Source organism: Arthrobacter sp. 01T419 (genome assembly GCF_056398865.1).
In genome coordinates, this window is record NZ_JBFTQF010000015.1 from 39,210 (window position 1) to 64,140 (window position 24,931).

The 24,931-nt window shown below is 59.6% G+C and carries 19 protein-coding genes; 14 read left to right on the forward strand and 5 right to left on the reverse strand.

Features of this window, described 5'->3' with window-relative positions:
- Window positions 1-4: 4 nt before the first annotated feature.
- From AC1DLO_RS18195 to AC1DLO_RS18210, 4 genes are all read left to right on the forward strand, one after another.
- On the forward strand, window positions 5-199 hold the full coding sequence (locus AC1DLO_RS18195; protein WP_476891147.1) for a hypothetical protein: 195 nt from the start codon (window positions 5-7) through the stop codon (window positions 197-199).
- Between the two features lie 42 nt (window positions 200-241).
- Window positions 242-1,531 (forward strand): flavin-containing monooxygenase, encoded by a 1,290-nt coding sequence (locus AC1DLO_RS18200; protein ID WP_476914554.1) that lies wholly within the window; start codon window positions 242-244, stop codon window positions 1,529-1,531.
- Between the two features lie 448 nt (window positions 1,532-1,979).
- Window positions 1,980-2,579, forward strand: a complete 600-nt coding sequence (locus AC1DLO_RS18205) for a hypothetical protein (RefSeq protein ID WP_184737538.1) — start codon at window positions 1,980-1,982, stop codon at window positions 2,577-2,579.
- An 825-nt stretch (window positions 2,580-3,404) separates the two neighbouring features.
- The gene (locus AC1DLO_RS18210; protein ID WP_184737540.1) at window positions 3,405-3,770 is read left to right on the forward strand and encodes a TfoX/Sxy family protein; all 366 of its coding nucleotides are present in this window, start codon (window positions 3,405-3,407) and stop codon (window positions 3,768-3,770) included.
- 51 nt (window positions 3,771-3,821) lie between these two features.
- On the opposite strand, the gene AC1DLO_RS18215 is transcribed toward AC1DLO_RS18210, so the two are convergent.
- Window positions 3,822-4,808: an NAD-dependent epimerase/dehydratase family protein gene (locus AC1DLO_RS18215; RefSeq protein ID WP_476891149.1), complete on the reverse strand. Its 987-nt coding sequence runs from the start codon at window positions 4,806-4,808 to the stop codon at window positions 3,822-3,824.
- A complete protein-coding gene (locus AC1DLO_RS18220; RefSeq protein ID WP_476891150.1) occupies window positions 4,805-5,758 on the reverse strand; it encodes a helix-turn-helix transcriptional regulator in 954 nt (317 codons plus the stop codon). Before AC1DLO_RS18220 ends, AC1DLO_RS18215 begins: the two co-directional genes overlap by 4 nt.
- A gap of 195 nt (window positions 5,759-5,953) precedes the next feature.
- Here AC1DLO_RS18220 and AC1DLO_RS18225 point away from each other — a divergent pair, with 195 nt between their 5' ends.
- Together AC1DLO_RS18225 and AC1DLO_RS18230 are read left to right on the forward strand one after the other, a co-directional pair.
- On the forward strand, window positions 5,954-7,234 hold the full coding sequence (locus AC1DLO_RS18225) for an MFS transporter (protein ID WP_476891151.1): 1,281 nt from the start codon (window positions 5,954-5,956) through the stop codon (window positions 7,232-7,234).
- 118 nt (window positions 7,235-7,352) lie between these two features.
- Window positions 7,353-7,715: a hypothetical protein gene (locus AC1DLO_RS18230; RefSeq protein ID WP_476891152.1), complete on the forward strand. Its 363-nt coding sequence runs from the start codon at window positions 7,353-7,355 to the stop codon at window positions 7,713-7,715.
- A gap of 189 nt (window positions 7,716-7,904) precedes the next feature.
- Here the strand turns inward: AC1DLO_RS18230 and mgtA are convergent, their stop codons facing one another.
- The gene (mgtA, locus tag AC1DLO_RS18235) at window positions 7,905-10,613 is read right to left on the reverse strand and encodes a magnesium-translocating P-type ATPase (protein WP_476891153.1); all 2,709 of its coding nucleotides are present in this window, start codon (window positions 10,611-10,613) and stop codon (window positions 7,905-7,907) included.
- Window positions 10,614-11,405: 792 nt separating this feature from the next.
- Between mgtA and AC1DLO_RS18240 the strand changes: the two genes are divergently transcribed.
- On the forward strand, window positions 11,406-12,305 hold the full coding sequence (locus AC1DLO_RS18240; RefSeq protein ID WP_476891154.1) for a hypothetical protein: 900 nt from the start codon (window positions 11,406-11,408) through the stop codon (window positions 12,303-12,305).
- An 851-nt stretch (window positions 12,306-13,156) separates the two neighbouring features.
- Here the strand turns inward: AC1DLO_RS18240 and AC1DLO_RS18245 are convergent.
- On the reverse strand, window positions 13,157-13,729 hold the full coding sequence (locus AC1DLO_RS18245; protein WP_476891155.1) for a cation-transporting P-type ATPase: 573 nt from the start codon (window positions 13,727-13,729) through the stop codon (window positions 13,157-13,159).
- 273 nt (window positions 13,730-14,002) lie between these two features.
- Here AC1DLO_RS18245 and AC1DLO_RS18250 point away from each other — a divergent pair, with 273 nt between their 5' ends.
- The 7 genes from AC1DLO_RS18250 (at window position 14,003) to AC1DLO_RS18280 (ending at window position 23,003) form a co-directional block, all read left to right on the forward strand.
- Window positions 14,003-14,155 carry a hypothetical protein gene (locus tag AC1DLO_RS18250; protein WP_476891156.1) on the forward strand — a complete coding sequence of 51 codons (153 nt, stop codon included), beginning with the start codon at window positions 14,003-14,005 and terminating at the stop codon, window positions 14,153-14,155.
- Between the two features lie 442 nt (window positions 14,156-14,597).
- Window positions 14,598-14,906 (forward strand): hypothetical protein, encoded by a 309-nt coding sequence (locus tag AC1DLO_RS18255; protein ID WP_476891157.1) that lies wholly within the window; start codon window positions 14,598-14,600, stop codon window positions 14,904-14,906.
- A gap of 12 nt (window positions 14,907-14,918) precedes the next feature.
- Complete coding sequence (locus AC1DLO_RS18260; RefSeq protein ID WP_476891158.1) at window positions 14,919-15,611, forward strand: hypothetical protein; 693 nt, start codon at window positions 14,919-14,921, stop codon at window positions 15,609-15,611.
- 108 nt (window positions 15,612-15,719) lie between these two features.
- Window positions 15,720-17,186, forward strand: a complete 1,467-nt coding sequence (locus AC1DLO_RS18265) for an ATP-binding protein (RefSeq protein WP_476891159.1) — start codon at window positions 15,720-15,722, stop codon at window positions 17,184-17,186.
- On the forward strand, window positions 17,179-19,950 hold the full coding sequence (locus AC1DLO_RS18270; protein ID WP_476891160.1) for a Z1 domain-containing protein: 2,772 nt from the start codon (window positions 17,179-17,181) through the stop codon (window positions 19,948-19,950). The genes AC1DLO_RS18265 and AC1DLO_RS18270 overlap by 8 nt, the downstream gene beginning before the upstream one ends.
- Window positions 19,943-20,944, forward strand: a complete 1,002-nt coding sequence (locus AC1DLO_RS18275; RefSeq protein WP_476891161.1) for a PD-(D/E)XK motif protein — start codon at window positions 19,943-19,945, stop codon at window positions 20,942-20,944. The genes AC1DLO_RS18270 and AC1DLO_RS18275 overlap by 8 nt, the downstream gene beginning before the upstream one ends.
- On the forward strand, window positions 20,934-23,003 hold the full coding sequence (locus tag AC1DLO_RS18280) for an AIPR family protein (protein WP_476891162.1): 2,070 nt from the start codon (window positions 20,934-20,936) through the stop codon (window positions 23,001-23,003). Before AC1DLO_RS18275 ends, AC1DLO_RS18280 begins: the two co-directional genes overlap by 11 nt.
- Here the strand turns inward: AC1DLO_RS18280 and AC1DLO_RS18285 are convergent.
- A complete protein-coding gene (locus AC1DLO_RS18285; RefSeq protein WP_476891163.1) occupies window positions 23,000-24,529 on the reverse strand; it encodes a DNA cytosine methyltransferase in 1,530 nt (509 codons plus the stop codon). The genes AC1DLO_RS18280 and AC1DLO_RS18285 overlap by 4 nt on opposite strands.
- Window positions 24,530-24,931: the final 402 nt, after the last annotated feature.

Below are 24,931 nucleotides of genomic sequence, written 5' to 3' on the forward strand. Positions count from 1 at the left end.
GGCGATGAAGCTCAGGGTTCTGATTGCACTTGGGAGCACGCTGGCGCTGATTGCGGTGGAAATCCGCGAGGCCTTCTCGTCGGTGGCCGGAGCGGCAGATAGATACCAGTCATTCCTTCTAGGCCGGCCGACCATGGATGAGAGTGTCGAGGAAGCGGCCCAGCACACCATCACGGACAAGTTCACCACCGGCGAGTGATCTCTCGCCTGAGCGATGGTGAAGGGGAGAAGGGATCGAATCATGGAGACTGACCCGCTCGGACCCGCACCGGACAACCACGCGCGAAAAGTCGACACCCTTATAGTCGGCGGAGGCCAAGCGGGACTGGCCACGAGCTACTTCCTCAGCCGGGCCGGCGTCGGGCATTATGTCCTTGAACGGCGAGCCGCGCTGGGCGGCGCGTGGCAGGATCGCTGGGACGCGTTCGTGATGAACACCCCGAACTTCTCGCTGGACTTGCCCGGCATGCCGTACGCCGGCGCGGAGCCGGGGGCGTTCATGGCGCGGGACGACGTCGTGGACTATTTCCGGGATTACGCACAGAGGATCGAAGCCCCTGTCCGGACCGACATGGATGTCACGCGGATTTCGACGTCGGACGGCGGTTTCAGCGTTGAAACGTCAGGCGGTAGCTGGCGGGCACGCAATGTGGTGCTGGCGACCGGCGCGTATCAGGAACCGAAAATCCCGGCCCTTGCCGCCGGGCTTCCAAAGAGCGTCCTGCAGCTTCACACTCACGACTACCGCAATCCGGAGCAACTGCCGGACGGCGCGGTGTTGATTGTCGGGACCGGGCAGTCGGGCGGGCAGATCGCGGAGGACCTGCTCGCTGCCGGCCGTGAGGTACACCTTGCGGTGGCCACCTGTCCGGAGGCGCCGCGCCGCTACCGCGGGCACGACATCATCTACTGGATCCTGCGGGCCGGCATCCACGGACCGGAGTACGGGCTCAACACCCTGACGGTGGGGCAGTTGCCCTCCCCCGCGGCCCGGTTCGCCTGCAACCCCCTGCTCTCGGGCACCGACGGCGGCCACACCATCCACCTCCGCGAACTCGGCCGCCAGGGCATCCGGCTGCACGGGCACCTGGAGGCAGCCGACGACGGCGAACTCACGTTCACGGACGACCTCGCCGAACGCCTGGCAGCAGTCGAGGCCGGGTTCGGCCAGCGCATGGGTCGGGCGCTCGACGCCTACATCGCTGCCGCGGGGATCGACGCACCTGAACACCAGCCGGCACCGGCGGACGACTGGCTCCCCGTTTCCCCGCCCCGGGTCAACCTGGCCGCCGAGAACATCACCTCGGTGCTTTGGGCCACCGGCTACAAGCTGGACCTCAGCTTTGTGGACATCCCCGTTCTGGACGCATGGAGCTATCCACGCCACGTCCGCGGGGTCACCGAGCAGCCGGGGCTGTATGTGGTCGGGCTGCCGTGGTTGACGGGACACTACTCGTCGATCCTCGGCGGCGTGGGCGTGGATGCGGAGTATGTCGCGGGGTGCGTCGCGGGGTGCGTAGCGGGGCGGTGAGCCTGCCATACCCGAAGGTCTTTGGCCAGTATTCCACCGGCGAGCACATCGAGATTGAACGAGAAGTCTGAACTCACTTGGCGCCTGCAGGCACCTAGTATCGTCCTTTTCGACACTCATTTTCAGTCTTTTGGCACTCATTTTACGACTTTCACCACCTAGCTGCCGATTCTGGTCATAGCATTTGCCCACGGAAACTGTGGGTCTCGCTGGGACTTGTCACTGCGAGCCGGTCGCCGTGTGACAGCAAGGAAAATGACACGGCACGAGAGCGCCTTCTGAGTATCGTGCCCACGTCTGAACCTAAACCACTCATAGGGGGATTGAATGCAAGGAAAGACAAAAGCCGGACGAGCAGTCGCAGCCGGCATTATTGCACTTGGGTTGTGCCTCGCCCAGCCCACCGGTGCATTTGCAGCTTCACCCACATTGGAAGACGCTAACAACCGTGAAGCAGGGCAACGCCAAGGACTCGGCGGCCAATGTCGTCCCCACGACATTGGAAATTAGCTCTACTACCATCACCCAAAAGGCACAGCCGACGAGTGCAACGGTGTATCCGCTCGTCATGGCCGCTCCGTCGTGGGTGTACAACTTCGAGTTCCCGCTAGGCCACGGCAACAATGTAGAGCCATTTAATCTGCTCCGAACCTGTTTCAATTGCTATTTCCCGATCAACGGCGCAACATCAACCTACCCCTATGTCGGACAGGTCTTGAATCTAAAAATCCTGGTTGCCGGCGCAATTGAAGTCCCAGCACCGGTGAAGATTGGGTATGCGGGAGACTTTTATTTCCAATTCACGGCACTGGCAGGACATTTCGACGGCGAAGGATCCGTCATCAACTTCGCATCGATCCCCAAGCCCAACGGCGAGAGGGCATTGAACGTCAACGCGGCCATCGTCATTGACCGCGGGGTGTGGAACGCCGGGAACCAACTCGCCGCGCATGGCCAGTGGTACCAATTTGCCAGCAACATGTGCATGGGGCTTTGGAGGACGAATGCGTCAGCCTGCAACTGGCCTGCATTCTATCCGCCCTACTAACTAATAGGCCGTGGTTGGGGAGCCTATCGGGACTCCCCAACCACTGTCCTCTCCCGAGGCCACGCCAGTCCACCAATAACAGCTGCAACACCCGCCGGAACAAGATGCGTCCACCATGGCCACTTTGAATCCGAAACCGACGCCAAAGCCACAAGGATCAGCAAAGTCGAAGCCCCGGCAATCAAGGCCGCAATGGCCTTTTCACGGTCACGTCGAATTCTGGTCAGCCGACCGATGCCAAGGGCCAACGCAGCGATGATACAACCTGACACGGCACCGACCAGCGCGCCACCTAGCCCGCTGAGTATCGCCAAGCCCGGGCCACTGGACCCGCCCAAGAGAAGAACCACCAGCGCGTAGGCGCATCCGAACCCGGCCCCGAAGAATAACCCCCTGCTTACTGGACTGTTCAACGTTTTCTCCATCTCTGGCGGGTGTTCTGAATGCGGCAATAGTCAAAGTCTATTGCTGGCGCCACCCAAGTCGGCGCTGCACGATATCGGAATGGCAGACTCTGAAATAGTTGGGCTCTTCCCCGGCGTGGTGACGGGCGGCCCGTGCTGCGATGTGGACAAGACCGGGATTAGACAATTGTCGATCAAATCCCAGTTGGTGGCCCCGAGGACTCCGTGGGGATGGTTGTGCTTTTTTCGTGGCGTTGGTGTCACGTCGGCGGACAAAGAAGCAGTCGGGACTAGCCCGACGGGCGTCGAGGACTTCCCCCGAAACGCTCAGGGCACAATGCCTTGACGCTGGCAGCCCACATCCCGCCGTCGTATGCTTCAGGCAGTCTAGGCTTTCGATCCCCTACCCCGGAGCAGGCACATGCAGATCCCCAAACCGTCCGACGCCGACAAAGACCGCTTCCGCGCGGTGGTGCCAGACAACCCCGAAGTGGCCGTCAAGCCGATGTTCGGCAACCTGGGCGCCTTCGTGAACGGGAACATGTTCGCCGGGCTGTTCGGCCCGATGATCGGCGTCAGGCTTTCCGACGCCGACAAAGCGGCGCTGGAGGCCGAGCACCAAACGCTTCCGTTCGGCCCGGAAGGTCGTGCCATGGGCGGCTACGTCGGCCTGCCCGAAGCCTGGAGCGACAACGAAGAGCAAACGGCGGAATGGGTCGAGAAGGCCTTCGAATACGTCGCAACTCTTCCTCCGAAAGCCGCGAAACCGCGCTCGTCGAAGAAGTGATCGCCACGTTCGGCGACCGTCAGGTGCATCCGGCGCTGTCTACCCAAATAATCAGTTCGCCAGGACCCTCAGCGGATTGGCGATGCGGAGCTGCCCGCGTTCAATCAGCCAGGTGATGGATTCCCGGACAGCTTGTTCGGGCTCGTACCGGGGAGCGTAGCCCAACAGGGACTTGGCCTTTTCGATCGTGAAGCAATGGCTGCGGTAGAGGTGGTCCCAGCTCGACTCGGCATACTCCGGTGTGGTCGATTCCCGGAAGTGTTCCCACGTGACCGTCGCCAAGGTGGCGGACTGGCCGAACCAAGCGGCGGCGATGTCGGCGTATCCGCGGACGTTGAGGGCAGTGGGGGCGACGATGTTGAAGTCCTCGCCGGCTGCCGCGTCGCGGTTCTGGATGGCTTTCTCGAACGCCTGGGCGACGTCGTCCGCGTGCACGTGGTGCATCAGTTCAGCGCCGCTTCCGGGGACTTGCAGCGGCTGGCCGGCAGAGAGTGTGTACCAAACGGCGGGGTCGAGGTTCCCGAGCGGACTGATCGGGTGCCAACCGGGCCCGACAATATGGCCAGGGTGCACGGACGTGGTGACCAGACCGCCGTCGTCGGTCTCCTCTTTCAGCATCCGCGCGATCCGGTCCTTCTGAATGCCGTACTCGCCGAACGGGGCTGCCGCCGATCCGGAACCCTCGGCGATCGGCAGCTTGAGGCTCTGGCCGTACCGCCACACCGAGCCGCAGTGCAGTAGGTGCCCGGCCTCCCCGCGGAGCCGGTTGACCAGCGAGCTCGCCGACTCGAACGTGAAACAGACCAGATCGACGACGACGTCGGCCTGCAGTGCCGCAACCCTGTCACCGAACGTGCCGTCCCGGTCTTCCTGCTGCCGGTCGGCGACGACCTGACGCACCTGCTGCCACTCGGGCGCCTCGCCAAAGCTTTTGTGGGTGCCACGGCTGATGTTGATGACTTCATGACCGGCGCGCACCAGCCGGGGGACGAGGAAGGATCCGATGTGACCGCTGCCGCCGATGACGATGACCTTCATTGCTCTCCAGTGCTTCGTGATGATTTAGCTGTGAGTGTTTGGTTCTGGGCGCCTGTTTGGGGCTGGGCGGGGTGACCGGACGACGGCGGCGAGGGCCTTCGCGCGGCAAGCTGGTCGTTAGTGGCGGCCCAGCTGGCGAGGAGCGCCAACTTCTCCGCGGATTCGCTACCCTCCTCGACGCTGTAGATCCCGATCCAGAGCCCCTTCTCCCCCGGCATCTCAAAGACGTCGTAGGTGACGTCCACGACCCCCACCACCGGGTGGTTGAACAGCTTCCGACCGGTGCGGTGCTCGTGCACGTCGCGCTCAGCCCAGTTCGAACGGAACTCCGGGCTGCGGGTGGAGAGCTCCCCGATCAATGCGGTCAGCTCGGCGTTCAGCGGATCGCGTCCCGCTTCCATGCGTAGCATTGCCGCTGTCATCTGCTTGGCCAGCGGCCAGTCCACGTAATAGTCCTTCGCCCGGGGGTCTAGGAAGATAAACCTCGCGAGGTTTGGACTGTCGGATTCGAACTGCGGTGAGTACAGCGCCCGCCCCATGAGGTTCGAGGCGACGAGGTCATGTTGACGGTTCCACACCACGGCCGGAACACTCATGCTGTCCAAAACCCGTTGCACCGATTCGCGCACTACCGGCTTCTTCTGCCCTGCCCGGGCAGGGGCGGCGGTCGTGGCGGTGCGGGCGAGTCCGAAGAGGTATTCCCGTTCGAGCTCGTTGAGCTGCAGGGCATTGGCGAGGGCGTTCAGTACATGCTCTGACGCCCCGCGGAGGTTCCCCCGTTCAAGGCGGGTGTAGTAGTCGAGGCTAACCCCTGCAAGGATGGCCACTTCTGAGCGTCGGAGGCCGGGTACGCGGCGCTGCCCGCCGAAATCCTGCAGATCGGTCTGGGCTGGGGTGATGTTTGCGCGGCGGGACATCAGAAAAGCTCGCACTTCATCTTTCGAACTCATACCTTCCACGGTAGGGGTTGGACCGGCAACAGTGGGAGGCCCTGTCGGGGCCCCCTTTTGGGCCTGGGTGGGGGGTCCTCAGGGGGCCTCTCAGTGTGCGCCTCGATTCGGATACCGTGAATTTGACCCTCCCCCATCCTCAGCACGCCTCGGGCGTTGCCTTCTGTGTTCCCCAAGAAAGTGGTGCCTCAAAGCATGTCATCAACGGATCTGAAAACGGCCGGGTTGAAAAGGGCCGGGCATTCACGCGGTGGACTGCCTCCGGTGGTGTTCGTTCTCACTGCCGGGACGTTTCTGATGCAGACAACCGAGTTCTTCATTGCCGGTCTGCTGCCAGAGCTGGCGAGCGACCTCGGGGTCAGTGTTCCTCATGCGGGCCTCCTCATCACCATCTTCGCCGTGGGGATGATCATCGGTTCCCCGGCGATGATCATTCTGACCCTGCGCCTCCAACGTCGGCTGACCTTGATGCTCTCGCTACTTCTGTTCGCGGTTGGCCACGTCCTGGTCGCCGTCAGCCCGAGCTTCGAAGTCATCTTCGCAGCCCGTTTCGTCACAGCCTGTGCCACGGGCGCTTTCTGGTCCGTCGCCGTCGTGGTGGCGACCCGCGCGGCAGGCCCCGCGGCCGGATCGCGCGCGCTCGGCGTCGTCATGGGTGGAGGAAGCCTGGCGACAGTGGTTGGCGTCCCGCTCGGGGCGTTCGCGGGGCAGATCGCCGGGTGGCGGGCGCCTTTCTGGGCCTTGGCCATCCTCGCGGCCGCCGCGGCGGTGTTCATCGTCCGCTTCGTCCCGCACGAAGAGCCCAACGGGGCGACGCCGTCCCTGAGCTCGGAGTTCGCAGCGCTCCGGTCTGGACGATTGTGGCTGGCCCTAGCGTCCTGCGCCTTGATCATGGGAGGCGTCTTGGCGACCTATAGCTATATCGCGCCCCTGTTGACGGACCGTGCCGGCGTCCCGTCTGCGATGCTGCCGTGGGTGCTGTGCTGCTTCGGCGTAGGTGCGCTCCTCGGCAACTACACGGGAGGCAAGCTCGGAGACCACCGGCCGTACGCCACCACGATCACCGCCGCCGTTGCGGCCACGGTTTTCCTGCTCGCATTGTGCGTGTTCTCCGAGCAGGCCCTACCTGCTGTCATCCTGATCACTCTGGCAGGCTTTGCAGGCTTTGTGGTGAATCCCGTCGCGTTCGCACTTGCGGTCAAGTTCGCGGGGAAGGCCCCGACGCTTGCCTCCGCGCTGACCACAGCCTCGTTCAACTTCGGCATTGCCGCTGGCTCGTGGGCGGCAGGCCTCGCCCTCAGCTCCGCGGCAGGCGAGACCGGGCCACCGGCAGTTGGAGCGGCGATTGCGTCTTTGACCATCGTTTCGCTCGGGATGCTGGCGGCGAAGCAGCGACCTTCGGCATCGCTGTCCGGCGGGAACGCTGGCAGCGAGCCATCCGAGGAAACGCCGGAAGCTGTTGGCTCGTCGCGGTAATCATTCGGGCCACCGAACTCACCTTTCACGGACGACTTCCCAGAACGTCTGGCATCAGTCGAGGCCGGGTTCGGCCAGCGCATGGGGCGGGAGCGCAAACCTAACCGACAACGTGTACGTGACGTCTACACTGAATGCAGCCGACTGCACAGTTGGCGGCCCAGCGCAAGCGGGAATTGCTTTCTCTTACGAGGCAAATCGTGGTGGAAGTATCGCTAACGTGTCTGTTGGTTGGGGTTTCTTGAACATTGGATACAACAACCAGGGCGATGTCCGGCGAAAGTCTCTCAACCAATCTATGGAGCTCTCTAACTTGGATCTTACTCTGACGCTATTCGTGCCGATGATCTTTGCTGCGATATTCCTGTACGTCCTCTATGGTGTCATTTATCGTGCCGTAAAGAATGCAATCAGGGACGCTCGACGCGAACTTGATCAAACAGAACTGCCCGGTCATGATTCCGGCGGTAACGAATTGTAGGGTCTAGTGAGAAACGCATGAGTAGCAGTAATAGCAATGGCGATTCTGGCTTTGCCCCTTGTAGGCGCAGTCACCTGGATCGCTTACTGGCTGGTCCGGCGGCGTAATACGGTAAAGCAGCGCGAATCCCGAGCCCAAAGCCTTCGGTGAAGTTCGCACAGCCAGGAAGCGCCTCGGTGCATCCGAAAACTACGCCGCTACCTTCCGTCGCCTGCGGGCTGGAAGCCTTGGACGCACCGGACGCCCCGGGACAACCGCGACAACAGCCGCGCTGAAGCGGGAGGCGCGGCGGGAGATGTGGTGCGTATCCGGCCGACGACGGACAGGCGTGGGAATCTCCGGAAGCTGCTGCGCCGCCCGGGCGAAGAACCACTGCTTGGCGAATTCCACCATGACCATGTAAACAACGATCATTCCCAGTACCGCCAGGAAGAACGGGACCGGCAACGGGTCGAAGCCGAGCACGCCCGCCAGCGGTGACAACGGCAGGAAGATCCCCGCGGCCACGACGCCCAGGGATGCACTCAACAGGCCGGCCGAGGGACGGCTGCGGAAGAAGGGAACACGTCGGGTCCTGATGGCGAAAATGATGAGGGTCTGCGTGGCGATGGATTCGATGAACCAGCCGGCCCGGAACTCCCCTGGGACGGCGTTGAAGACGAACAGCATGAGCGCGAAGGTCGCAAAATCGAAGATCGAGCTGATCGGCCCGAAGAGGAACATGAACCGCCTGATGAATGCGATGTTCCAGTGCGACGGTGCCAGCAGCTGTTCCTTGTCCACGCGGTCACCGGGGATGGCCAGCTGGCCGCTGTCGTAGAGCAGGTTGTTGAGCAGGATCTGCCCCGGCAGCATGGGCAGGAAGCTCAGGACCACCGACGCCGTGGCCGCGCTGAACATGTTGCCGAAGTTGCTGGACGTTCCCATCAGCACGTATTTGATGGTGTTCGCGAAGATCCTCCGGCCCTCCATCACGCCTTCGGCCAGGACGCCCAGGTCTTTTTCCAAGAGCACGACGTCGGCCGCGTCCTTGGCGACGTCGGTTGCGCTGTCCACGGAGATGCCGATGTCCGCTTTGTGAAGGGCCAGGGCGTCGTTGACGCCGTCGCCCATGAAACCCACGGCCCCGCCGCTTTGGCGCAGCAGCCTGATGATGCGGGCTTTCTGCTCGGGTGAGACGCGGGCGAAGATGGTGGCTTCCCGGGCGGTGGCGGCCAGCTCGGTATCCGATAGGGCGTCCACGTCCGCGCCGGTGAGGGTTCCGCCGGAGAGTACGCCGAGCTCGGAGCATACTTTTTCGGCGACTTTGGCGTTGTCCCCGGTGGCGATTTTCACGGAGATGCCTAGCGTGGCCAGCCGTTCGAGGGACTCTTTCGCGTTTGCCTTGGGCCGGTCGAGGAAGATGAGGAAGCCGGCCAGGACCAGGTCCTTTTCGTCATCGGGAGTGATGCGGCTCAGCCCGGCGGCTGGGCGGGTGGCCACCGCGACGACGCGCGATCCGGCGTCGAACTGTTCGTCCAGCATTGCCTGCACGGCGGGCGACGTCGGCCCGCAGAGGGCAAGGACGTCCTCGGGGGCACCCTTGGTGACCAGGCGCGCCGGGCCGCCGGCCTCCCGCACCAGCACGCTGGTGCGACGGCGCTGGTGGTCGAAGTCGATCAGGTCGAGGCGCTCGAAGCGGGCGGGATCGAAGGCGGCCGCCCCGGCGCTTTCCCAGAGTGCGGCGTCGAGCGGGTTTTGCCCGGCCGTGGATTGTTTGGCCTCGGAGTAGTCGGTTTCGGTGGCCAGCAAACCCAAGGTGAGGAGTTCGGCGTCGGACACTTCCGGTGAGGCGGGCAGCGCGCCGGTGAAGCTGATCCGCCCCTCCGTGAGGGTGCCGGTCTTGTCGGTGACCAGGATGTCCATGTCGCCCAGGTCCTCGATGCAGACCAGTCGTTTCACGAGGACTTTCCGCCGGGCGAGCTGACGCGTGCCGGTGGCGAGGCTGGTGCTCACGACGGCGGGCAGCAGCTGCGGCGTGATACCGACGGCGATTGCCAGGGAGAAAAGCAGCGACTCGATCAGCGGGCGGTGCAGCAGCAGGTTGGCGATGAAGATCAGCGTGGTGAGCCCGATGGCCACCTGCAAAAGAAGGAACGAGAACCGCTTCAGCCCGAGCTGGAATTCGGTTTGCGGCTGCCGTTCTCCTAGGCCCAGCGCGATGCGGCCGAATTCGGCGCGGCCGCCGGTGGCCACCACCACGCCGGTGCAGCCGCCGGACTGGACGACGGTTCCCATGAAGACACAGGATGCGAGGTCGCCCAGGGACGAGCCGGTCGCCACCGCGGCCGGATCCTTGCCGGCCGGGAGGGACTCCCCCGTCAAGATGCTTTCGTCGCAGAGGAGGTTCTTGGTGCTGAGGAGTCGGATGTCGGCGGGGATGATGGCGCCCAGACTCAGGTGCACGACGTCGCCAGGCACCAAGGCGGTCACGTCGACATCCTGCGTGGTTCCGTCGCGGAGCACGACGGCGCGGTGGGTCACCCGGGAATGCAAGGCTTCGGAGGCCCGTTCGGCACGGAATTCGTTGGTGAAGCCCAACCCCACGCTGACCAGCAGGATCACGCCGATCACGATCGAATTCGTGGCATCGCCCAGGAAGAGGGACAGCCCGGCCGTAATGATCAGCAAGATCAGGATGGGGCTGGCGAACTGCCGGCCCAACACCGCCCACCCGTTGGCCCGGTGGGTCCGCACGGCGTTCGGGCCGAGTTCTTCCAGTCGTTCCGCGGCTTCTTGGTTTGTCAGGCCCGCCGGGCTGGAGCCGAGGTGATCCAGTACTTCGTCCGGTTGGAGGCACGCGGCCTCGGTGATCGGCAGCTGCGTGGAGTGCCGCTCCTGGACGTTGAGATCTGACATGCCGTATCCGTTCGAATGCGTCGCCTGAGGGAGTCGCCCTTGGGATAAGGGTACGGCTTGGGGCTGGGTGGGTGGGGTGGAAGGGTGTCATGGGTTGGGATGGGTGGGAGGGTGTCATGGGTTGGGATGGGTGGAGCGGTTGGGAGCGACCGACGACTGCGGACTCGGCCTCTCAGATGCGGTAGGACCCTAAGCGACGGCGGATGAAGGTCGGCACCAACACTCGGACACGCAGCATACTCATCAGGCTCTTGAACGCCACCTAATTTCGCCTCCGCACCACTCATTTCGGGGGCTTTCTCCACCTAGTTGCCAATTTGAACCATAGCCTCTCTCGCACGGAGACACTGTCTTTCGTCTGAATCCGAGTCCGTTGGGAGAAGACATGGCGATATCTGAAACCAGGCCAGCGCGTAGTCCCAAAGCTTTGGTCTGGAATTGCCGGCCAATCAGTAATCGTCGTTGCCTTATTTGCCGAAGCCGGAGGCATCCTTCCTGGCGGCCCGCTGGTCGCCCTCGGCATCTTGGCCGTGACCTGGCCAATCGTTCATGCGACCGTCTCCATCGCCTCCGCGGAGAAGAACATCGTCGTATTGGAGCCGCAAACCGCCGATGGATCATCTCCGCGCCCCATCCCGAGGAGGTCGCGTCAACAATTCGAGATCAAATGACAACTAAGTGAACAACTGCACTGTCTAAGAAGATGAATCAATTCGAACCATCTGGGGGAACGAAATGAAGTTCAGAGGAAAACTGTTATCGACCGCGATGCTACTAGCCGCAGGGCTTTTCGTGTCCGCTCTTCCTTCCACGGCGGCCGAGCGGCCTTCGGATCAATCGGCGAGAGCGCTCAGTGCATTGGAACGAGCCGTCAAGCATTCCGGGATCGCACACCAAAACTCAAGCACGAGTTCCGCGCCTCTGTCATCTGTCGAGGGAAAGCGCGATGTCGGCTCGCAGTCGGCTCTTGGGCGCTCAATTCGTCTCGTTGATCGAGGAACGGAAGCCGATCTGCCGGGTGGCACGCTCCAGATCCGCTTCCGCGACGATTCCGTTCAGGACGCCGATGCCAGCAATGGGACCTTGACCGTATTCGGATCGAAGTCCTCGGATTACAACTACGCGGCAGGTTCCGTGGACGGTCGGCTCGCGGGATACACCATCATCAACTCTGCTAATAAGAGCGGATTCGAATACGAATTTATTGTCAACGGAGCTCCAGCCGTCCTCGAGCCGCGAAGCAATGGCGGTGTCGCGGTCTACTCCGTCGACGGCGTACTGGTCAACGCGATACTCCCGGCCTGGGCCGTGGATGCCACTGGCAAGAATCTGCCTACGTCTTACTCCGTCAAAGGAAACATCCTCCGACAGGACGTCAATTTGCACGGGGCGACTTTCCCGGTGGTTGCCGACCCACAGACGGCCTGTGACCTCTGGTTTTGCACAGTGGAGTTCAATAGATCCGAAACCAAGACCATCGCGGACAATGGATGGCAGGCGACTGGGGTAATCTCCCTCGGGTGCGGGCTGCTGACGCCGGGAATGGCCGTGCTGTGCGGGGCCATTGGAGGGGCCGTCACAATTACAGCGTCGCAGGCATACAACCAAGGCGAATGCATAGGCATCCGGGCGCCTCGGTTTGCTAGTCAGGCTGCCTTCCCTGTCATCTACAATGGCAGAAACTGCAGGTAATCAGGGGCAAAGGAGCCGTGAAATGATCACCGCAGAACAAGCCCGACACGTCATGCTTCACGGTTGGAGCGGCTGGCTGACGCTCGCAATAGCGCTCTTGGGCGTAGCCATGATTTTCATTAGCCCCCTTCGCGAGTTGCTTGGACCACTCTGGACGGGATATCCGGCGATAGCGTTTGGGTACATCTTTCTTGGCGTCCCGGCGATTCACCGATACCGGTTAGGAAAAGCCGGTCAGAGCCGCTCTCTTTAGGGCTATCTACTGGCAAAGACACAGCAAACCGGCTGTCGCTCTGAGCCCCAAGAAGCAGCTTACTCAACCCGGAGCGGCCACCCTTGCCTCTACTGCTAATTCGCGGGCAACGATCACCACCGCAGGCTAGTCGGGCCGGTCCTGCTGGCAAGGGGGGTTCGCCATGGGAGGCTATTCGGCTGCGACTGGGGCGATCTGCGGGGCCGTCGGGGCGTTCAGTCTCGGCATTGGATGGGTAACATGCGCCGGATTCGGAGCATTCGGCGCGGGAATAAACTGGAATGACGCTTGCAGATAAGACGGGAGCCGCAGAATGTCGGCCAGACCTAAGTTAACGACCCCAAAGACCGTGTGGGGACGAATTTATGTCTACCTCGCTTCGGTGGGCGGTATGTGGGCAGCGCAATGGTTTCTTTACTGGGCCACCTCTGGTTGGACACCCAAGCCGACTCTAACCAGCTTGGTAATGTTCAGCATCATCTTCCTGTTCTTCGTCCGTGCCATCAAACCAGGAGTTCCTTGGTTCCCGACAAGAAGGAAGTAGGCAGGTTAGTTCGGTCGGGCGAGTAAGTCCTGGACTAGGACTGTAGGCGCTTTACTACCCGGTACTGATTATCGCGGACCGGTCAGTCGCTTGTAGATCCGAGTGACCTGTGAGCGGCTGACCGGCAGGTCGCGTGATGAGTAAGTCTGGCTCGCTGACTCGGGTCGAATCTAAAGCGTCGCCCGGCACCAGAGCGGTCACGTCCACGTCCTGCGTGGTTCCGTCGCGGAGCACAACGGCGCGGTGGGTCACCCGGGAGTGCAGGGCTTCGGAGGCGCGTTCGGCGCGGACTTCGTTGGTGAAGCCCAAGCCCACGCTGACCAGGAGGATCACGCCGATCACGATCGAATTCGTGGCATCGCCCAGGAAGAGGGACAGCCCAGCCGTGATGATCAGCAGGATCAGGATGGGGCTGGCGAACTGCCGGCCCAACACCGCCCACCCGTTGGCCCGGTGGGTCCGCACGGCGTTCGGGCCGAGTTCTTCCAGGCGTTCCGCGGCTTCTTGGTTTGTCAGGCCTGATGGGCTGGAGCCGAGGTGTTCGAGCACTTGGTCCGGCTGAAGGCATGCGGCTTCGGTGATCGGCCGCTGTGTGGAGTGCCGCTCCTGGACGTTGAGATCTGACATGCCGTATCCGTTCGAATGCAAGCCTGAGGGAGTCGCCCTTGGGATAAGGGTACGGCTTGGGGCTGGGCGGGTGGGGTGGGGCGGGAGAGTGTTGTGGGCTGGGTTGCGTGGGGCGGTTGGAAGTGGTGGGGCGACGGCGGACTCGGGTTCACGGATCAGCTCGCCTTTCAGCACGGAGTTTCGTTCGTCCAGCACTCAATTTCGATGGAAACGACACCTAAATCGGCCCGGATCGACACCTACTTGGGGCGAGGGCGCCTTATTTTGCTCTTGATGAAATTTCTAACTCTCTCAGCGGCGGTCACCTCCTTGATCGTCGCCATCATTGCGTTCTTCCTCAACAACCTGGCCATGGGGGTCTTATCCATGGCTGCGGCGGGGGCGAGTCTTGCGACGTGGTTTGTCTACAAGAAGCAAGCAAAGTGAGACTGCGCTGCTTCGCCGTTGCAGCTTCGGTATACAGATTGGAGCCGGACCATTGTCGGTCAAATCAAAATTGCAGACGCCGAGGACCCTGCGGGGACGGCTGTACGTACTTGCGGCCTCGGCGGGAGGGCTGTGGGGAGTGCAATGGCTCGCTTTCTGGGCCACGTCTGGTTGGATACCCAGGCCGACAGTCGCGAGCCTGGAGATGTTCAGCATCATCTTCTTGTTCTTCGTCGTTAGCCTCAAACCAGGCGTTCCTTGGTTCCCGCCGCGAAGGGATTAGGCAGGGTATGTAGCGGCACCAACCCAGCCCGTTCCTTACGATTCCTCAACAGAAAATTGCCGCTCGAATCCGCTGTGTAGCCGAACGTTTGGCGTTACGATCTGCCTAACGGGGCACGTCGCATGCGGCACAAATTGAGCCGCTTTCTTTGGGTGCACGATGTTGGAACTGAACCGCATCTATTGGACCCGCAAGTCGCTCCACCTCGGCATGCTCCGCGCAGTTGCGTGGTTCTTTGCCGCCGGCATCCTTGCCGTTACTCATTCTCCGATTAGCCAGCGACCCACCTCACTTATCGATATCCTGCGTCCGATTTTCGACGCCGCTCTTGCTGCGGTCGCCGTACCGTGCCTGATCTTCGTTGCCCTCGTTGCGGTTTCCGCCGTCATTCGTGGCAGCGTCGTCCGGCGTCGCGACCCTCTAGGTCGCGTCCTCCCGTCCGCATCGACGTCAAAGGGCAACGCGTGATAAGGATGAGTCATGTACCCGGTCTCAAGCCCTGAGCTGTCAAAAATCCTTCCGGTCGGAACAACATTCTGGACGCCGAAAGGATCTGACATCGATGAAGAAGGCTTTGGCTATTTTAGAGATGTCTTTGATCTGAGGGGTACGAGTGCCAAGGAAGCTCGGTCGTATCTGAGAGCTCACCAGCGCGTGTTGCATTTCGTTTGTGATCACGCTAGATCCGACGAAGAATTCGACAAATATGCGCAAGCTTTCGAAGCTGGCGAGGCGGCCGATGTCGGCTTGTCTGGAATTGTCGCCGATCAAATCGATGATCTTATCAATTCAGAAGACTGTGATCTCGGAGGTTTGGAGCTTGGAGTCGGAGCTCTGGCCTATGCACTCTCCGCAGCCAAAACGTTTCCGGCTGCTAGCTGCAGGAGCCATATTGAGCGAACTTGGTCACCTTTTCCGGTTCTGTATCTTGCAGCTAACCAGCCACGATCGCTTCTTCTGGAAGAACTCGTCGGAGAAACGAACTGCGGATTCGTTCAGGACACGAACCGCCCCGATTTCATCGTCATTGCAGCCCCATCTCTGCAGAGCATCTTGGACCTCGCCCAAGCTCTCGTGGACCATCTGGCCAGATTCAAAGCCCTGACAGCTCGAAAGCAGACCACCCGAAGGGTTGGAACAAAATATGTTCAGCCATCGATGCTGGACGGCTGATGTTCCCCGCGGCCCCAAAGATGTTGACAAGCAAACTTCGCCGTCGCCGCCAGCTAGTATCCAAAGGACCGAGCATCCTTATCGGCACGAACTACGACTGGGGGGTCAGTGACAACCGAGCAAATCCTTCCGCCGGATCCGCATCTCATGGAATCCATGCGCGCCGTCGGATACACACTTCAGACAGCCGTTGCCGACCTCATCGATAACTCGATATCCGCCGGGGCCACTAACGTCGACATATTCTTTGGCGATCAGCCTGATCCGTACGTCGCCTTGGTCGACGACGGCAAAGGGATGACGGCCGAGGATGCCATTAAAGCGATGCGCCTAGCGGGTGCCAGCCCGATGAATACAAGAAATCCGAAGGACTTGGGACGCTTTGGTCTCGGACTGAAAACTGCGTCGTTGTCGCAGTGCCGAGACTTGGTCGTCGTTTCCAAACGTGACGGCGTCTTGTGCGGCTTCGAATGGAACATCGATCATATGATCGGACAGCAAACCTGGAGCCTCCTCGTCCTTGCTGAAGAAGAACTGCCGAGTCTCCCCAGATTCAACGAACTTGCCGGGCTCGCCTCAGGGACACTCGTCGTTTGGCGAAATCTTGACAGGCTAGCAGCGACCGTTGGGGACCTCAGCTCGTCGTTCGATGCCGCCATGATGGACGTCAAAGCCCATTTGGCCCTCGTATTCCACAGATTTCTTGCCGGTGAACCTGGCCAACGCTTTGGCATCTCGCTGAACCGCGCCCCTGTACAAGGCTCCGATCCTTTCCTAGAGTCCAACAAGGCGACCCAACTCGGGCCATCCGAGTCTTTCACCGTCGACGGGGAACGGATTGACGTCCAGCCGTACACGCTGCCGCATCTAAACCGAATGACGACCGCAGAAAAGAAACGGGCTCAAGTCGCGGGCCGGGTCCGCGACAGCCAAGGCTTCTATATTTATCGCGGAAAACGCTTGGTCATTTGGGGCACGTGGTTCCGTATAGCACCCAAGGACGACCTGGGGAAACTCGCCAGAGTCAAAGTCGATATCCCGAACACGTTGGATCACCTGTGGTCTTTGGACATTAAGAAGGCTTCAGCGGCCCCACCACCGCAGATTCGGGACAATCTTCGCCGGATCGCAGGGCGAATCGTAGAGCCAAGCAGACGTGTCCACCTCTACCGTGGCCGCATCGTCCAGGAACAGTCCCGCACGAGTCCCGTGTGGAACGTGGTCGATGACCGTGGCACCTTCAGATATGAAATCAATCGGCAGCACCCAGTTTTGGAGATGTTGGCCGATCAGATCAGTCCCGACGATGTGGCGCAGATGTCGATGGTTTTGTCGCTTCTGGAATCAACATTCCCAGTTGAGGATGCATACAACAGACTCGGCCAAGACGAGAGCCACTCGCCGCAGCAACCATCTGCTCCAGAACTCGAAGCCTTGGCATCGGGCCTTTGGAAGGCCCACAACGCCAGCGGAGGGGATCCAGAGCAGTTTGTCTCTTCCATGGCTTCGATTGAACCCTTCGCTTTCGCATCCGCCCCCACTGAACTACTTTGGAAGGTCGTAAAAAATGACTAGTCAGGCTGCCACCGACCCCAGCGTAATCCGTTCTCAGATGGAAAAACTCGAGACTGTGGTAAGCGCTCTGCTCAGCGATGACACATACAGCGAGTCTCACCTACACGACCAGCTGGAAACATTCCGCCCTGTCGTAGCTCCCGACGTCTCTGACAACGACATCACAGCAGTTCACCGACGGCTTGTGAGCAAATTGAGCATCGATGTGGAGATCGGTGTCGGTATCACCGACAAGGATTTCAAGCCTTGGCTCGCGTCGAAAAAGCATCACATCGAATGGACTCGGTGGCTCACCTACAAGCAATGGCTACGTAACAACAATCGTTCTCCACGAGTCCTCGAAAAGATGGAAGAATTCACTGACGAAATCCTCGACTACGTCGGAGACCCGACGCTGCCTGGACCTTGGGACCGAAAAGGCCTAATCATCGGTGACGTGCAGTCAGGCAAAACACAAACGTACTTGGGTCTACTTAACAAGGCAGCCGACGCGGGTTACCGCTTGGTCGTCCTTTTGGCCGGCAATACGGAGTCCCTGAGGCAGCAAACACAGATTCGTGTCGACGAAGGATTTCTGGGCAAAGATTCAAGCCGAAACGTTTCTAGGTCAGGAACGGGCACCGCCGCCGATAGGTTTGTTGGGGTCGGACGGCTAAACAAACAATTGACGTACGCGACCGGAATGACGACAGTCGTCCAAGATTTTCTGCAAGCCAGTAAGGATGCCACCAGCATAAGTGTGTCCGAGGAATCGCCCAACCCGTTCATCTTCGTCGTCAAGAAGAACGTCCATGTCCTAAAAGCGCTCATTGACTGGACGAACGACCAGCCAAAGTCTCATGGCCGGATCGACCTGCCTCTCTTGCTCGTCGACGACGAATCAGACTACGGCTCGGTAAATACGGGCAAGGAAGACGACCCGACTAAGACGAACTTCCTTATCCGTAAACTCCTAGGAAAGTTTTCTCGGAACTCCTATGTCGCTATTACGGCGACTCCGTTCGCCAATATCCTCATCGACCACGAAGCTGAGACTGTCAAGGACGGCGAAGTTCACCCGGATCTGTTTCCGAAGGACTTCGTCTACGGGTTGGAAGCTCCAACAAACTATGTGGGAGCCGATAGAGTCTTTGGGACCGAGGACGACATCAATGAAGAGAGTGTCATAGATCTCCACGACGTCGAGCCATTACTGCCACTCAAGCACAAGCAGAACCATTCCATCCACACAATCCCTGACAGCCTAAAGACTGCCGTCCGCGTGTATGTTGTCGCGAACGCCATTCGTGATCTTCGAGGACACGAAGACAAACGCCGCTCTATGCTCGTCAACATTTCCCGTTTCAAGCGCGTTCAAGTGCACTTGCACGACCTCGTGAAGCATGAGCTCGACACCATCAAGAATGCGCTCGAAGCCCACGCCATCCTTTACACGGAGGGCGTCGAAAATCAGATCATCGACGGTTTAAAGTCCGCCTTCGAAACGCACTTCTCTGCTGATGGGCCAACTTGGTCGGAAGTCTTGTCCGCACTACCAAGTTCAGCCAATGAAATTACGGTCAGGACGTTCAACTCGGACACAGAAAAACTCCTGAAGGATCAGCAGCAAAGCGCTGAGATGCCGAAGCGCGTCATCGCCATCGGTGGGGACGTTCTCAGTCGCGGTCTCACCCTCGAAGGTCTCATGATCAGTTACTACTACCGAAACGTCCGAGCAGCGGACACCATGATGCAGATGGCTCGTTGGTTCGGATACCGGGACGAATACGAAGACCTCTGCCGCATCTGGATCGATCCTGGAGTCGCAGCTGATTACCGGTTTATCGCTGACGCTGTAGCGGAACTACGTTCGGACCTGAAACTCATGCGACGCCAATCCCTAACCCCCCTTGATTTCGGACTATCTATTCGCATGCATCCGGGCGCCCTTCTGATCACGGCAAAGAATAAATCCAAGTCGGCAGCGGTGGAGCCCAAGGTAATCAGCCTTATCGGGCGGCGCATTGAAACCTCCCGGCTCGACCCGAGAAAAACCATCGTGAAGGAAAACAGGGACGCTGCCATCGGGCTGGCTCAAGCCCTTATCGGCACATTCGGCCAGCCCAGCCAAACCCAACGAGGCTACCCGCGTTTCACTGACGTCCCGCAGGCCATGGTCGCCGCCTTCCTCGACGAATACACAGCACACCGGATGGACGAACTCTTTTACGGCAACGCCATCAGTAAATTCGTGAAAAACAACAAGACGGCCAAGTTCTCGACGTGGGATGTAGTCTTCGTCAATGGTACAAAAACTGCCAACTCTGAGGAACCGTTTGGCGGCGTGAAGATCCATCCACCGACCCGAACTATGACCGTCGGGGCCGCTGACGAACTGCTCGTCTCAGGGAAAAGTAGCCGGCTAGCAGGTAGTGACGACCTAAGAAAAATACTCGACGCCGGCACAGATGACTCCCTAGCTGAAAGGTTCAAGGAGGAATATGCGGGCAAGCAAATCCCAGAATCAGCGATCTACGAGCATCTCCCGAGACCGACCTTGCTCATCTATGTGCTGGTGCCTAACTTCAAGGAATTGCTTGAAAAGGAGCGCAAGAAAGTCGCAAACATTGAGGGCGAGCGAATCGTGGGTGTCAAGCTAGCGTTTCCGGGGAACCGCCTCGACGTCAACAACCGCGACGGCGATGTTCGCTACCTCATCAACACTGTCGCTCAGCAACAGTGGTTCGTAGAGTACTCCGGCACTGACGAGGATGATGATGTCTAATCCCGTCGAAACCACATGGTTGAGCGCCATCGAGCAACGGCTACCCAGAACACTTGAAGTCGATCCAGAGCTCGAGCTTCGCCTCGTCTGCGGTACTGATCAAGCTGGACAACCGATGTTCTGTTCCATCAGCAGCCTCAAGCCGGCTGTTCCGGAACTGTCAGATGCTGTTGATGTAACACGCACCCAGAGAAGCATAGACGGCCATTGGGTACTCCTGCTGACGCTCAAGGCGTCCAAGTTCACGGACGTGTTCGTTCAGCTCTGCGCACATATCGTCGATCGTGTCTCCGAGACCAGTTCTGAAGCCCATGGACTTGCAGCATTCATGGCAAGTGTCGAGGAGTGGCGGACACTCCTCCAAGCTCCCGCAAGTCAGCGGCTTTCCTTGGAAGCCACGCGGGGCCTTTTCGGCGAGCTTTGGCTCGGCTTTTCCAACCTGATACAGGGGTGCACTGTCGGCCACGTCATGGACGCGTGGCACGGCCCGTTCCAAAGTGACCAAGACTTTCAGTTCCCAGGCGGGCCGTTGATCGAAGTAAAAACTGTCCATAGTCGCGCCCGCCGCATTCAGATTTCCTCAGAGAACCAGCTAAATCGCCTGCCGAATGAGCAACTCTTCGTCTGCGTCGTGGCCGCTGACGACGCCGTGGCAGATACACCGGGGGCCATGACGGTTGTTGGGCTACTCAGCCAGACTGACCGGCTGCTCCAAGATTCTGGAGTTGCGCAGTCTGAACTTGCACGCCGTCTCGCCGAGCTCCGTTTCGATCGATCGGACGATGTCTACGCTGATATGTACTTCTTCCCGACAGGCGTTCGATATCTGGAGGTAACTGACTCCTTCCCACGGATCGAGCCCAGCCTGCTCCCAGCCAGTGTCAGCCGGGTCTCGTATTCCTTAGACTTAGCTGACCTAGCGCCTTTTGAATGCGATTTTTCACAGCTGGGCCTGCCCGGACCGGAACTGAAGGTGTCGTCGAATGAATCTTGATGATTTCTACTTGGACCTACAAAACACCGTCAATGCTCGCGCGGCAGTCGATAACGACTACACCTCAATGGCCTTCATGGCAGAAGTGTCGGAACGGTTCGCCGAAGCTGGTGAGGTTGAAGACTTTACGGTGCTTCAGTTTGAAGGCTCGGGTCAGCGAAACAAAAAGCTTGCAGTCAACGCATACGACCTTGACGATGCCGATGATTCGATCTCACTGGCCGTGCTTTTGCACTCGAACTCCGACTCGATCGAGGTGGTCACCGCTACCGATGCTAAGAAACGTTTGACGGCACTCGAGAACTTTCTATTGGAAGCGGTTTCCGGCCAATTCATGGCTGGCCGAGAAGAAAGCTCAGCCGCCTATCAGCTGGCCGAAGACCTCAACCATCGTGGCCGCGCTGTTTCGCGTTATCGCCTTTACCTCGTCACCAACGGCCGACTCAGCGACCGTATCAAGGAAGTCCCATCATCGGTTCTTAACGGTGTTCCTGTAGATTTCCACCTCTGGGACCTGCAAAGACTCCACCAAGTCCAGGAGTCCCAACAGGGCCGTGAAGCCCTCGAGATCAACTTGACGAATTGGGTTCCGGAGGGGCTACCAATACTAGAAATTAGCGGCGATTCCACGGACTTCGCCACATATATGGCCGCTGTCCCAGGCGCCCTCGTTGCCGACTTGTACGCGCAATACGGAAGCAGACTGCTGGAAGGGAACGTCCGTTCTTTTCTAAGCGGTCGGGGCAAGGTCAATAAGGGTATCAAGACGACCATTCTGTCCGAGCCTGAGATGTTCATGGCGTACAACAATGGCATCACCGCCACAGCCACCGGCCTGACGCGAACTTCGGACGGCCTCAGAGCAACGTCCCTCGTTGATCTCCAGATTGTGAACGGTGGACAGACCACTGCTTCGCTTTTCTACGTGGCAAGGGAAAGCGCCAAAGGCTCCGTACTGAGTGACGTGTTCGTGCCAATGAAACTTGTGGTGGTGGACCCCGAGAAAGCTGTTGACCTCGTTCCAAAGATCTCGAGGTTTGCCAACAGCCAGAACCGGGTGAGCGAGGCAGACTTTTTCTCAAATAGCCCATTCCATATCCGGCTGGAAGAACTGTCCCGGAGGCTGCTCATCCCGGCTCGCCCGGGTGTGAATTACCAGACCAAGTGGTACTACGAGCGAACTCGCGGACAGTACCTCAATGAAAGGAACAAGCTCGCCACCGCCGACGCCAACAAGTTCTTGGCGACCTATCCGCGAGGTCAAGTCTTTACAAAAACGGATGCGGCGAAGTACGCGGTCTCGTGGGATCAAAAACCGCACATCGTGAGTGCCGGCGCCCAGAAGAACTTTGTCGCCTTCGCCGAAAGCGTCGCCAAAATCTGGGAGTCCTCGAACGAGGAAATCAACGAACAGTACTTCCGGGACCTCGTCGCAAAAGCGATCATGTACGAGGAAATTCGACGCTCCGTCGCCAAGGCAGACTGGTATGACAAGGGCTATCTCGCAAACATCGTCACCTACACGATGGCCAAGTTGGCGTTCGAAATCGGCAGACAGACGCCCGGAAGGCACTTCAACTTTGCGGCGGTCTGGCGCCAACAAGCCCTGTCCGAAGCGATGCTAACGACAGCTCTTCCCGTGGCTGAACTCGTCTCGGAATTGCTTACCTCGCCCACCCGCCGGGTGGCGAACGTAACCGAGTGGGCGAAATCGCTGGCATGCTGGGAAGTAGTGCGGACAGCCCCCTTCAAATTGCCAGGCAGTCTCGTGGCCGAGCTCGTCGATTCATCAGTTCGAGCTGAAGCTCAGAGTGCATCCAAAGCCGTTCAGAAGATTGACAACGGCATTGATATCCAGAAGCAAGTTTTCTCTACTACTAAGGAGGAGTGGGAAAGCCTGCGTACTTTCGCTCTCGCAAACCGAGTCGCAGGCCCCACCGACATCGGTATCCTCGATGTGGTCACTGGGCGCAAGGGCGGATTTCCCTCTGAGCGGCAAAGCGCTCGACTCATCGCAACCCTGGAAAAGGCACGGGCGAAAGGCTTTTCCGACTTCTAGTCTTCGCTTCCGTACTCATTCGCGGAAAGGCGCAAGGTCTCGACCACCTTTTCCGCAATGAGGCGAGCCAGCAGGGGAGGCACGGCATTTCCTACTTGGTGGAACTGCGCAGTCCGACTACCCTCAAAAAAATAGTTGTCGGGGAAAGTCTGCAATCGTGCTGCCTCACGCACAGTCAAGCTCCTCATCTGCTTCTCATCGGGATGAATGTAGTAATGACCGTCCTTGGAGATGTGGGACACGATCGTCGTAGACGGCGAGTCCCACACTTGGACCCGGAACCGATCCATGAATGGCGTGTTATCCTCGGCGATATTCTTGTGGTTCGGCTCCAAGCCGTCCGGGAGATGAGTGAATTTAGGGCTCTTCCCCAGTTCAAGGGCCTTCCACGCTAGAAAGCCATACCTCTTGATATCGCTTGCCATGTGACTTCGCGATTTGTGCTGGAGCGGTGACGTCACACGAGAGTCTTCGACCCACTCCCGGTAAGTCTTGAGCGCAGTATTGACTTCCTCAGCGTCCACCGACGCCGTGGTTTCCTGCGACACTGTCTCAGAAAGCGATTCCGATCGCAAGGCGATGGTTTCATTTCGAAGGATTAGCCAAGCTTCTTCGCTGTCCATTTTCGCCGGCGATATGTGAGATCGGCAACTCGGCAGGTCGGCAATCGCATCCCTCACCGTAACTGTTGAAGTCTCCGCGAGGACGGCGCGGCCTGTCCGCTCAACAACGTCTGATCGAATGCCAAGCAGGATGATCCGATGTCTCTTTTGGGGTATGCCGTACTTCTCAGCCGGGATAACGAAATCTCGGGGCTGGAGTTTATGCGCTTCCTCGTCGACCACGAGGGACCGGATCTCGTAGTTCAGCGCAGAATTTGGATGGCGCAGATCACGGAGGATCTGACCAAACATACCCACGCCATGATTGGTTGAAGACAGAAGACCCTTGACGTTCTCCATGACAAAGACGGCTGGCTTGAATCTCTCAATTATGTGGAGGTACTCCTCATAGAGGAAATGCTTGTGATCAAAAGCAAATTGAAGATCGTTCGTCCTCCGCGAGCGTCCCGCCAAGGAGTAGGCCTGACAGGGCGGGCCCCCAATTAGCACCCAGTCCGCGTCCTCGTCCGCACGGGCGGCCTTCAGGGCATCGGCGATCTTCGTGTCGACTTCGTCACGGGTACTCTTTCCAAGCTCGACCTTGTGGACATGCTTCTTTGCCTCGGCCAATGCCCGCGAAACGGCTTCGTCTTGCTCGAAGTCCTCGCGGGTCGTCTTGCCGGAGATGTAGTCATAATATGCCTGCGGCACACGCCCCGCCCGCTTGAGAAAGCGGAACGCCGAGCGAAGCGTCAGTGTCGATACGGCGTTGCTTTCCATCTCGAAGGAACCGACAGTGCGAAAGATGGGTCCGGCGTCGTCTTCACCTATGCTCGAGAAACCCTCGTTCAGGCCACCAGGGCCAGCGAAAAGGTCAATGACTGGAATCGGTGCCGAGGGCGGCGTGGGTACTGTGGCTTTCATCGTCTGACCAGGTTACCAAGATATTCGAGGCATGAGGGCATCCACTGAGCAGATGTGGATAACTGGCCATCGCCAGCTGAAGGGTGGGCTCGGCTGGATTCTCCGAATCGCATGCCTCCACCCTCGCTACTTGGTCAGGTCGACCGTAGTCAGATCTTCGACGTTGTGGCGACACCTGCTCCACATCGAATGCTCTGCGACTGCGGCAGCGATCGCGCAGCCGCCTCAGAGGGACTTGACCGTATATGCGGAACGCCAAGGCTATTGAGGACACTTTGCGGACTGCAAGCCCCCAGAATCAAGAATGCTCCTTGGGCCAGGTACTCGCTTCGCGGACCGCGAGCAAAAAGGGACGAGTGGGACCCTTTTTGACGAACCGCCTTGGCTTGACACGTCCCGCTC

What these genes read in the sequence shown, in the direction of transcription:
- AC1DLO_RS18280 (WP_476891162.1), top strand. Translation starts at nt 20,934, where the DNA reads ATGAATCTTGATGATTTCTACTTGGACCTACAAAACACCGTCAATGCT.
- AC1DLO_RS18210 (WP_184737540.1), top strand. Translation starts at nt 3,405, where the DNA reads ATGCAGATCCCCAAACCGTCCGACGCCGACAAAGACCGCTTCCGCGCG.
- AC1DLO_RS18255 (WP_476891157.1), top strand. Translation starts at nt 14,598, where the DNA reads ATGTTGGAACTGAACCGCATCTATTGGACCCGCAAGTCGCTCCACCTC.
- AC1DLO_RS18285 (WP_476891163.1), bottom strand. Translation starts at nt 24,529, where the DNA reads ATGAAAGCCACAGTACCCACGCCGCCCTCGGCACCGATTCCAGTCATT.
- AC1DLO_RS18250 (WP_476891156.1), top strand. Translation starts at nt 14,003, where the DNA reads ATGAAATTTCTAACTCTCTCAGCGGCGGTCACCTCCTTGATCGTCGCC.
- AC1DLO_RS18270 (WP_476891160.1), top strand. Translation starts at nt 17,179, where the DNA reads ATGACTAGTCAGGCTGCCACCGACCCCAGCGTAATCCGTTCTCAGATG.
- mgtA (WP_476891153.1), bottom strand. Translation starts at nt 10,613, where the DNA reads ATGTCAGATCTCAACGTCCAGGAGCGGCACTCCACGCAGCTGCCGATC.
- AC1DLO_RS18245 (WP_476891155.1), bottom strand. Translation starts at nt 13,729, where the DNA reads ATGTCAGATCTCAACGTCCAGGAGCGGCACTCCACACAGCGGCCGATC.
- AC1DLO_RS18275 (WP_476891161.1), top strand. Translation starts at nt 19,943, where the DNA reads ATGTCTAATCCCGTCGAAACCACATGGTTGAGCGCCATCGAGCAACGG.
- AC1DLO_RS18215 (WP_476891149.1), bottom strand. Translation starts at nt 4,808, where the DNA reads ATGAAGGTCATCGTCATCGGCGGCAGCGGTCACATCGGATCCTTCCTC.
- AC1DLO_RS18195 (WP_476891147.1), top strand. Translation starts at nt 5, where the DNA reads ATGAAGCTCAGGGTTCTGATTGCACTTGGGAGCACGCTGGCGCTGATT.
- AC1DLO_RS18225 (WP_476891151.1), top strand. Translation starts at nt 5,954, where the DNA reads ATGTCATCAACGGATCTGAAAACGGCCGGGTTGAAAAGGGCCGGGCAT.
- AC1DLO_RS18200 (WP_476914554.1), top strand. Translation starts at nt 242, where the DNA reads ATGGAGACTGACCCGCTCGGACCCGCACCGGACAACCACGCGCGAAAA.
- AC1DLO_RS18220 (WP_476891150.1), bottom strand. Translation starts at nt 5,758, where the DNA reads ATGAGTTCGAAAGATGAAGTGCGAGCTTTTCTGATGTCCCGCCGCGCA.
- AC1DLO_RS18260 (WP_476891158.1), top strand. Translation starts at nt 14,919, where the DNA reads ATGTACCCGGTCTCAAGCCCTGAGCTGTCAAAAATCCTTCCGGTCGGA.